The organism is Actinosynnema sp. (assembly GCF_052038725.1).
This window is the reverse complement of the sequence record NZ_JBQGCX010000741.1, coordinates 1-9,526: the sequence shown is the minus strand read 5'-3', so window position 1 is coordinate 9,526 and position 9,526 is coordinate 1. Positions and strand designations below refer to the sequence as shown.

Genomic DNA, 9,526 nt, shown 5'->3' with positions numbered 1-9,526 from the left:
CCCGCTTACAGCGGGAATCCGATCAGCGGGAATCCGATCAGCGGGGACAGTGCGGCTGTCGTCGTGGTTGGGGCGTTCGTCGTCGCGGCCAGGGGGCTTGGGGTGGGCATCGGTGTTCCTGGGCAGGTCAGGTCGCGTTGTGGGAGCTTGCCGTCCACCAGGAAGTCCTCCACCGCGCGGTCCACGCACGGGTTGTTCGCCACCGCGTACATGCCGTGGTCGCCCTCGTCCAGGACGGTCAGCATCCGGGAGCCCTTGAGGGCTTTGTGGGACCTGCGGGCGCCTTCGACGGGGGTTGCCGGGTCGCGTTCGGATTGGACCAGCAGGAGTGGGGGCGCGCCCTCGCCGGTCGGGGTCGGCAGGGTGAGGGGTGGGCGGTTCCAGAAGGCGCAGGGGGCGAGCAGTTGGTGGTAGCCGAAGAACGGGTAGCGGGAACCGGTGCGCTCGGCGTCTCGCGCCAGGGCTGCGCGTCCGCCGTGGAACGGGGTGTCGTTGCAGGCCACGGCGAACAGGGTCGCGTTCTCCGCGTCCGGGTAGCGGTTGGCCAGCGCGGTCAGGGTGGGGAATCCGGGGGTGGCGCGGTGCGGGCCTGAGGTCTCCGCAGGCTCGGGGGGCGCCACGCCCAAGTGGCGGGCCAGGTCGGCCAGGTCCGGGGTGACCAGGGGGAACAGGAGCTTGCGGTACTGGGTCTGGAACGCGGTCTGGTCGAAGGCGATCGCGTCCAAGGGGGTTCCGTCCGGGAGGGTGAGGGGGGCCTCGGCCAGCTTCGCGCGCACGGCCTCGTAGACCCGCCGCACCTCCTCCGGGGTTCGGCCGAGGCCGTAGGTGTCGTGGTGCTCCGCGACCCACGGCAGGTAGTCCACGTCGAAGCGGCGTTGGAATGCCTGGGCGAAGTAGTCGTGGAACATGGTCTGGAACCTGGCCGTGAGGTCGGCGTTCGAGTCGAGCGTGAAACGGCCCACGCGCCTCGGGAAGAGGGTCGCGTAGTGCGCGCCCAGCCAGGTCCCGCTGGAGTAGCCGACCCAGTCGACGAGGTCCCTGCCCAGCAGGTGGCGCAGGAGGTCGAGGTCGCGGGCGGTCTGCTCGGTGTTGACCACGCGGTGCAGGTCGCCGGAGAGGGTTTGGCAGGTCCGGGCCTGGAGCTCTGCGGCGTCGTAGAGGCGCCTCACGTTCGCGCGGCTGCGGTCGCGGGGGTCGGCGACCAGGCGCCAGTCCAGGTTTCCGCAGGTCAGGTTGGTGCTCGCGCCTGCGCCGCGCACGTCGAAGCCGATCAGCTCGGCGGAGTCGACCAGGCGCTGCCTGCCCTGGAGCATCAAGGGGGTGAACCTGCCCTGACCGCCGGGGCCGCCGGGGTTGGTGAGCACGCTGCGGCGCGCGTGGTCGTTGCGGAGCCTGCTCACCGCGATGGTGATGGTCCGCGAGTCCCTGGGGGCGGTCCAGTCGCGCGGGGTGCGGTAGGCGCCGCACTCCAGACCGACCAGGTCCGGTTCCGCGCACGGCGTCCAGTCGATCCGCTGCCGCAGCAGGTGCTCGGCCACGGGCCTGCCACCCGCCTGCGTGCCCGCCTCCGCTGTGCCCGCCTCCGCTGCGCCGGTCGGGGCTGCGCCGGCCGGGGCTGCGGAGGCGGGCACGGGTAACAGCGGGGTGGTGAGCAGCGCGGTCAGCACCGCGATGAGCGTTGTGCGCATGTGCTCCCCCTTCGAGGTTCGTCCGCCGCCCACTTCAACGCACGGTGTCCGAACGGCACAAGGGAGTCACCCGTGGGCACAGGTGCTGAGCCGGAACGGCCTCAGCGGTGGTACCGGGGGGTGAGCGTCACAGGGGGAACGTGAAGGCCGGCCTGACCGGGGGCGCGGCCTCCGCGGTGAGCGGCTCGGGCAGCGGCATCCCCCGGCAGGTCAGGTCGCGCTCCGGCGCGACGCCGTCGACCAGGAACGCCTCCACCACGTCGTCCACGCACGCGTTGCCGCCCGCGTACAGGCCGTGGTCGCCCTCGTCGAGAACGGTCAGCAGCCGCGAGCCCGCGAACGCCCGGTGCGCCCGCACCGCGCCCTCGACCGGGGTCGCCGGGTCGCGCTCGGACTGCACCATCAGCACCGGCGGCACGCCCCGGCCGGTCGGGGTGGGCAGCGCGATCGCCGGGCGGTTCCAGAAGGCGCACGGGGCGACGGGCTGGTAATAGCCGAAGAACGGGTAGCGGGCGCCAGCGCGCTCCGCCTCCCCGGCCAGGGACCTGCGGTCGCCGGGGAACGGGGTGTCGTTGCAGGCGATCGCGTGCAGGGTCGCGTTCGCCGCGTCCGGGTGGCGCACCGGGGTCGCCGCCAGCGCCGCCGTCGCGCGCGACGCCGTCACGGGCCCGGTGGCCTCGGCGCCGCCCACCACGCCCAGTGCGTGCGCCAGGTAGGACAGCAGCGGCGTGAGCTGGGGGAACAGCTCCTTCAGGTACTGGGTCTGGGCGAACAGCAGGTCGAACAGGATCTCGTTGACGACCGTGCCGTCCTCCAGCGCGAACGGCTCGGCCTTCACCGCCGCGCGCACGGCCTCGTAGACCCGCAGCACCTCCTGCGGGGCCCTGCCGAGGTGGTAGTGGGCGTCGTGCTTCGCGACCCACGGCAGGTAGTCGACCTCGAACCGGCGTTGGAAACCGGGGCCGAAGGAGTCGTTGAGGATCTTCTTCCAGGGGGCGGTGAAGTCCGCGTTCGAGTCGAGCACGAACCGGCCGACCCGCTTCGGGAAGAACGTCGCGTAGTAGGCGCCGATCCACGTCCCGCCCGAGTAGCCCACCCAGTCCGCCTGGGGGCGGCCGAGCAGGTGGCGCAGCAGGTCCAGGTCCCGCACGGTCTGCTCGGTGGTCACCACCCGGCCGAGGTCACCCGACCTGGACTGGCACGCGCGGGCCTGGAGCTGCGCCGCGTCGTACAGCAGGTCGGTGTTCGCCCGGCTGCGGTCGCGCGGGTCGGCGATCGTCGTCCAGTCGAGGTTCCCGCAGGTCAGGTTCGTGCTGGCGCCCGTGCCGCGCACGTCGACCCCGATGACCTCGGTGCTCGCCAGCAGCCGCTGGCGGGAGGCGAACCGCAGCGGCAGCCACCGGCCGGGGGCGCCGGGGCCGCCGGGGTTGGTCAGCAGGCTCCTGGTGACCCCCTCCGCCGTCCGCAGCCTGCTGACCGCGATCGTCACCACCCGCTGGTCGCCGAGGGCGTTCCAGTCGCGCGGCGCGCGGTAGCTGCCGCACTCCAACCCCGGCAGGTCCGGCTCGGCGCACGGGGCCCACCCGATCCGCTGGGTCAGGAACCGCTCCGCGATCGGCCTGCCACCCGCGACCTGCCCGGTCTGCTCAGGCTGCCCGGCCTGCTCCGCCCGCTCGGCGACCGCCCGCGCGGGTAACAGCGAGCCCGCGAGCAGCACCGGGAGCGCGGCGATGAGCGCTCTGCGCATGTCTCCCCCTTCCGTCGTGCCTCCGCGCCCAACCTCAGCGCACGGTGCCGCACGTCACAAGGCGTCACCCCGTGAGCAGTGGTGCTGACACGACCCCGCCACAGGTCAGTAATCTCGCCGATGTGGGAGTTTTCCGGAGGAGGCGACCGGCGGCGGTCGCCCGCGAGGTGGTGCGCGACCACACCTACGACGACGCGATCCTGGACATCGCCGCCGAGGAGATGGACGCGGGGCACCTCAGAGCCGCCACCACCGTTCTCGCCGAGTGCCGGGAGGACCCCGAGGTCAGGGCGCTGCGCGTCGAGGTGCTGGGCGAGCACGCCATAGGGCACGCCGACGAGCTGCTCGAACTGGCCAAGTCCAACGAGGACCCCGACCTGTGGCTGCTGGCGGGCACCGCCTTCATCCGCGAGGCGTGGGCGGTGCGGGGGACCGGGCGGGCCGACTCGGTGGGCAAGGACCGGTTCAAGGTCTTCTTCGCGACGCTGCGCAAGTCGGTCGCCCCGCTGCACGAGGCGGCCAAGCTGCTGCCGGGGGACGCGGTGCCGTGGGCGCAGCTCCAGGTGGCCGGGCTCGGCCTGCAGGTCGACCGGGAGCAGAAGGACGAGGTGTGGCGGGAGGTCGTCGCCCGCTGCCCCACGCTCTACCCGGCGCACTGGACCCGGTTGCAGACGCTGGCCGCCAAGTGGGGCGGCTCGGCCGAGGAGATGATGGCGTTCGCGCAGGGCAGCGTGGACGCCGCGCCCACCGGTAACCCGGTGGTGGCGATGCTGCCGCTCGCGCACTTCGAGGTGTTCCTGGAGAAGTTCGAGGAGGCCGTCGGGGACCGCAGCGCGCTGCGCATCGCGTCGCTGAAGCTGCGCTACTTCGGGCGGGTGCGCGAGGAGCTGGCGGCGGCGGCCGACCGGTGGACCTCCGCCGACGCGCAGACCCTGCCGCAGCTCCAGCCGCACCCCAGGGCGCTGCAGGCGCACAACCTGTTCGCGGCGGCGTTCGCGCTGGCCGAGGACGCGCCCCGCGCGAAGCGTCACCTGATCGGGATGCGCGACCACGTGCACGACGTGCCGTGGGCGTACGTGGCGTACCGGGCCGACGACCTGGCGCGCGAGTCCTCCGAGCTGGCCACCAAGTACCTGTGACGGGGGGGGGCGGGGAAGCGCGAGCCTCCCCGCCCCCGTCGTGGACCGCGCGTCAGCACTCCTGCTTGTAGAAGTACTCCGACTTCGACTCCATGTCGGCCTTGGTCAGCGCGACCAGGTCGGTCTCGGTGGTCCGCTGGACCTCCTTGCCCTCGATCGCGGCGACCGCGTGCTCGACCCCGGTCTTCCCGATCGTGGCCGGGTCCTGGGCGATCAGCGCCTGCACCACCCCGCCGCGCAGGTCCTCCACCTGCTTGGGGCTGGCGTCGAACCCGATCAGGTTCACCGCGCCGGTCTTGCCCGCGTTGCGCAGCCCGGTCGCCGCGCCCTCGCCGGTGTTCAGGTTCGTGGCGAACACGCCGATCAGGTCCGGGTAGGCCGCCAGGGTCGCGGTCACCTTCGACGCGGCCTGGTCCGGCTCGTTGTCGGTGTACTGCTGGCCCGCGTACTTCAGGTTCGGGTGCCTGGCCAGCTCGGTCTCGAAGCCCCTCGCGCGGGCGTCCGTGGTGCTCGTCCCGGCCTTGGTGTTGAGCACCAGCACCGAACCGGTCCGGTCGCCCACCAGCTCGGCCAGGGTCCGCGCGGCCAGCGCGCCGCCCTGCTCGTTGTCCGACGACACCGACGACACCGCGACCGAGGTGTCCACCAGCGCGGTGTCCACCTCCACGACCTTCACGCCCGCGTCCTTGAGCGACTTCATCGGACCGGCCAGCGCGGTGTCGTCCGTCGGCGAGATCAGCACCGCGCCCGGCTTGTTCGCCAGCACGCCGCTGACGATCGGGATCTGCTGGTTCGAGTCGAACTTCGACGGCGCCTGCACGTCGACCTGGTAGCCCGCCGCCTGCGCCGCCTCGCGGAAGCCGCACTCCATGGAGATGTAGAACGGCTCGGCGGTCACGCCGGGGATCAGCACCATCTTCTTGGCGTCCACGTCACCGCCGGAGTCGCCGATCTGCCCGCCACCGCCGCACCCCGCCAGCAGCAGCACCGCCGTCGCACCGAGAACCGCTGTCCTCATCGACATGTCCCCTCCCTGACTCAGCTAGCGCCGGTTCCTGGCCCTTCGCCGCGACTGGTCGAACCACACGGCGGCCACCAGCACCACGGCCACGGCGATCGGCTGCCAGTACACGTTCACGCCCACGATCACGAAGCCCTTGCGCAGCACCGCCGGGATGAACACGCCCAGCACCGTGCCGACGACCGAGCCGACCCCGCCGAACAGGCTGGTGCCGCCCAGGACCACGCCCGCGATCGCGTTGAGGTTGTCGGTGTCGTGGCCGGTGATGGACGCGACCCGGAAGTAGGCCAGCGCCATGAACCCGGCGAGCCCGGCCAGCACGCCCGCCAGCAGGTACACCTTCACCAGGTGCCCGGACACCGACACGCCCGCCCGCCGCACGGCCTCCGCGTTCGAGCCGATCGCGTGGGTGTGCCTGCCGAAGCGGGTCGTGGACAGCAGCAGCGCGCCCACCGCCGTCACCGCCGCCGCGAGCAGCACCAGGTTGGGCACGCCGAACCAGGTCCCGGTGCCGAGGCCGTCCGCCAGCACGTCCGGGACGCCGCTGACGTTCGACCCGTCGGACAGCAGCTGGCCCGCGCCGAGCGCCGCGCCGAACGAGCCCAGCGTCACGATCAGCGGCGGGATGCCCGCCCGCGCGATCAGCAGGCCGTTCAGCAGGCCCCACGCCGCGCCGCTCGCCAGCGCCACGGCCAGTCCCAAGAGGACGGTGCCCCAGCCCGCGCCGGTGGCGTCGCCGCCGCTGACCGCGTTCATCGCCATCGCCGCCGTGACGCCGGAGAACACCAGCACCGAGCCGACCGACAGGTCGATCCCGGCGGTGATGATCACGAACGTCATGCCGACCGACAGCACCAGCAGGACCGAGGTCTCCACCAGCGTGGTCTGGAGCGTGAACGCGGTCAGCACCGCGTCCGGGCGCAGCGCGCCGAACACCGCGACCAGGACCAGCAGCACCAGGCCGATCCACAGCGTGTTGGAGGTGGCGAGCCCGCGCTCGGGGGTGCTCCTCGGCTGGACGTCCGGCTCCAGCGGGGCCTTCTCCCCGGCGGTCACGACTCCTCCTGGTGCAGCGCGCCGGTCATCGCCCCGACCAGGTCCTCCACGGTCGCGTCGGCGGTCCGGAAGCGGGCCACCCTGCGGCCCAGCCGCAGCACCTCGACCCGGTCGGCCACCGCCAGCACCTCGGGCATGTTGTGGCTGATCAGCACCACCGCGATGCCCTGGTCGCGGACCCGCCGCACCACGTCCAGCACCTTCTCGCGCTGCACCACGCCCAGCGCCGCCGTCGGCTCGTCCATGAACACGAGCCTGCTGGCCCACACCACCGAGCGGGCCACCGCCACGCTCTGCCGCTGCCCGCCGGACAGCGACCCGATCGGCACGTCCACGCTCTGCAGCGACACGCCCAGCTCCGCGAACGAGGCCCAGGCGCGCCGCCGCATCTCCTTCTTGTCCAGCACGCCGAGCTTCCCCAGCAGGCCCGGCTTGCGCAGCTCCCGGCCCAGGTACAGGTTCGCGGCCGGATCGAGGTCCGGCGCGACCGCCAGGTCCTGGTAGACCGTCTCGACGCCCAGGGCGCGGGCCGCCGTCGGGGAGGGCAGGGACACCGGGTTCCCGTCGAACGAGATCGTCCCGGCGTCCGGCCGCTCCACCCCCGACAGGCACTTGACCAGGGTCGACTTGCCCGCGCCGTTGTCGCCGATCAGCGCGACGACCTCACCGGCCTCGGCCGTGAAGCTCGCGCCGCGCAGGGCTTCGACGCCTCCGTAGTGCTTGACCAGGTCCCTTGCTTCTAACAGGGGTAAGCCCACATCCGCTCCCGAGGCTGGACGGCAGTGGCGGCCTGCACCGCACGGCGACCAGGTCGCCGGACAGGACCTCCTGGCCCGCCGCGTGCGGCACGACGGCGGTGCTCCCCCGGCGCAGCTCCAGCGAGCCGAGGGTCCCGCTGCCCTCCAGCACGACCAGCACGGCGAACGACGGGTCCAGCTCGACCGAGCCGGACACGTGCAGGCGGTCGGCGCGGAAGAACGGGTCGGCGTTGCGGGCGAACAGGTCCACGGCGCCCTGGGACCGGTCGCCGGTGCGGCGGATCAGCTCGTCCAGCCTGCCGCCCCAGCCGTCCCGGTCGACGCAGCCGAGGGCCTTGTCGTAGCCGAGGCCGAGGTGGCCCGCGTCCGGGCTCGCCAGGAAACCGGACCACTCCAGGGTGACCGAGAAGTCCGTCGGCTGCTGGAGCTCCACGATGAACACGCCCGCGCCGATCGCGTGCGGCACGCCCGCGGGCACGAACACCACGTCGCCGGGGGAGACGCGGACCTCGTTCAGCGCGCCGAGCATCGCCGAGGTGTCCTGCTCGGCGACCCAGCGGGTCACCACGTCCTCGGGCACGTCGTCGCGGAAACCGATGTGCACCAATGGGTTCGCGCCCTTGGTGCCGATCACGATCCACGCCTCGGTCTTGCCGTGGCGGCAGTCGAGGTGGGTCGCGGCGAACGCGTTCGACGGGTGGCAGTGCACCGGCAGGCGCTGGCCCGCGTCGAGCAGCTTCACCAGCAGGGCGGTGTCCGCGCCGAACTCCGCGACGTGCTCCGGGCCCAGCCACGTCGTCGGGTCGGCGGCGACCGCGTCGCGCAGCAGCCTGCCGTCCGGCAGCCGCGACAGGCCCGCGTCGGGCTTGCCGAACAGCGTCGTGGTCGACGCGACCCAGTCCTCCGGGCCGAAGTCGGCCTCCGGGGCGCCGCGCAGCTCCGCGATGGACGCGCCACCCCGGTAGAACTGCTTCGGCTGGTTGGCGGGCAGTTCGATCGCCCGAGAACCCGTGTTGCTCACCTGCGGACCTCCCCTGAACCCCGCGGCACCAGGCGCACGGGCAGAACCACGCGGCGCGGCGGCGAGGCGTCCCCGTCCAGCCGGGCGTGCAGCAGATCGGCGGCGGCCTTGCCCAGCGCCTTCGCGTCGTGCGCGATCACCGTCACCGGTGGCGAGAGCAGGTCGGCCAGCTCGAAGTCGTCGAAGCCCACCAGGGCGGGCCGGTCGGTGGAGCCCGCGAGCGCGCGCAGCACGTGCACGGTGATCCGGTTGTTGCCGGTGACCAGCGCGGTCGCGGGGGCGGGGCCGGTGCGCAGCCGGTGCAGGGCGCGGCGCACGGAGTGCTCGTCGTGCGGGCCCATCGACACCAGGGCGTCGTGGTGGCCGAGGCCGGCGCGCGCGCAGCCCTCGCGGTAGCCGCGCAGGCGCTCGTTGGCGGTGAAGATGTCGGGCGAGTCCCCGAGGAACGCGATCCGCCGGTGCCCGTGCGCGGCCAGGTGCGCGACCGCCTCCGCCGTGCCGCCGATGTTGTCGACCAGGACGGTGTCGGCGACGACGTCGCCCGCCGGGCGGTCCAGGAAGACGACCGGGGTGCCCGCGCGCATCTCGGGGACGAGGTAGCCGTGCTGGAGGCCCGCGGGGACGATCAGCAGGCCGTCGACGCGGCGGGAGCAGAACTCCAGGGCGAGCTCGCGCTCGCGCGCGGGGTCCTCGTCGGAGGAACCGGTGATGACCTGCCTGCCGCGCAACCGGGCGATCTCCTGCACGGCGCGGGTGACGCCGGAGTAGAACGGGTTCGCGACGTCCTCCAGGACCATGCCGATGGTGCCCGTGGAGGAGCCCCGGCGCAGGTTGCGGGCGCTGAGGTTGCGCCGGAACCCGAGCTGGTCGATGGCGGCGAGGACGCGCTCGGCGGTGGCCGGGTGCACCCCCGCCTCGTCGTTGACGACGCGGGAGACGGTCTTGATGCTGACCCCGGCGAGGCGAGCGACGTCGTTCATGGTGGCGCGCCGCATCTTGCGGGCACCGGCCTGCGCGCCGTTCGGGGACAACGTTGTCATAGTGACGGCATCACACCCCGCGGGGGTGATGGATGTCAACGGTGGGGTGGGGGGTG

Annotated in this window: 8 protein-coding genes; 1 reads left to right on the top strand and 7 read right to left on the bottom strand. The window is 73.1% G+C overall.

Annotation, left to right across the window (positions count from 1 at the left end; genetic code table 11):
- Positions 1–5: 5 nt before the first annotated feature.
- Entirely contained in the window at positions 6–1,688 is a 1,683-nt protein-coding gene (locus ACTUAL_RS15370; protein ID WP_440900736.1) for an alpha/beta hydrolase, read from the bottom strand.
- A gap of 127 nt (positions 1,689–1,815) precedes the next feature.
- Entirely contained in the window at positions 1,816–3,435 is a 1,620-nt protein-coding gene (locus ACTUAL_RS15365; RefSeq protein WP_440900735.1) for an alpha/beta hydrolase, read from the bottom strand.
- A gap of 170 nt (positions 3,436–3,605) precedes the next feature.
- On the opposite strand from ACTUAL_RS15365, the gene ACTUAL_RS15360 reads away from it, so the two are divergent.
- A complete protein-coding gene (locus tag ACTUAL_RS15360) occupies positions 3,606–4,574 on the top strand; it encodes a hypothetical protein (RefSeq protein ID WP_440900734.1) in 969 nt (322 codons plus the stop codon).
- Between the two features lie 52 nt (positions 4,575–4,626).
- Here the strand turns inward: ACTUAL_RS15360 and ACTUAL_RS15355 are convergent, their stop codons facing one another.
- From ACTUAL_RS15355 to ACTUAL_RS15335, 5 genes are read right to left on the bottom strand one after another with little or no spacing between them, the layout of a single operon-like run.
- Positions 4,627–5,598, bottom strand: coding sequence for an ABC transporter substrate-binding protein (locus ACTUAL_RS15355; protein WP_177154441.1), 972 nt, complete (start codon positions 5,596–5,598; stop codon positions 4,627–4,629).
- An 18-nt stretch (positions 5,599–5,616) separates the two neighbouring features.
- The gene (locus ACTUAL_RS15350) at positions 5,617–6,651 is read right to left on the bottom strand and encodes an ABC transporter permease (RefSeq protein WP_440900733.1); all 1,035 of its coding nucleotides are present in this window, start codon (positions 6,649–6,651) and stop codon (positions 5,617–5,619) included.
- Complete coding sequence (locus tag ACTUAL_RS15345; RefSeq protein ID WP_440900732.1) at positions 6,648–7,409, bottom strand: ATP-binding cassette domain-containing protein; 762 nt, start codon at positions 7,407–7,409, stop codon at positions 6,648–6,650. Before ACTUAL_RS15345 ends, ACTUAL_RS15350 begins: the two co-directional genes overlap by 4 nt.
- A complete protein-coding gene (locus ACTUAL_RS15340) occupies positions 7,315–8,430 on the bottom strand; it encodes a class I mannose-6-phosphate isomerase (RefSeq protein WP_440900731.1) in 1,116 nt (371 codons plus the stop codon). The genes ACTUAL_RS15345 and ACTUAL_RS15340 overlap by 95 nt, the downstream gene beginning before the upstream one ends.
- Positions 8,427–9,410, bottom strand: a complete 984-nt coding sequence (locus ACTUAL_RS15335) for a LacI family DNA-binding transcriptional regulator (RefSeq protein WP_440900737.1) — start codon at positions 9,408–9,410, stop codon at positions 8,427–8,429. Before ACTUAL_RS15335 ends, ACTUAL_RS15340 begins: the two co-directional genes overlap by 4 nt.
- Positions 9,411–9,526: the final 116 nt, after the last annotated feature.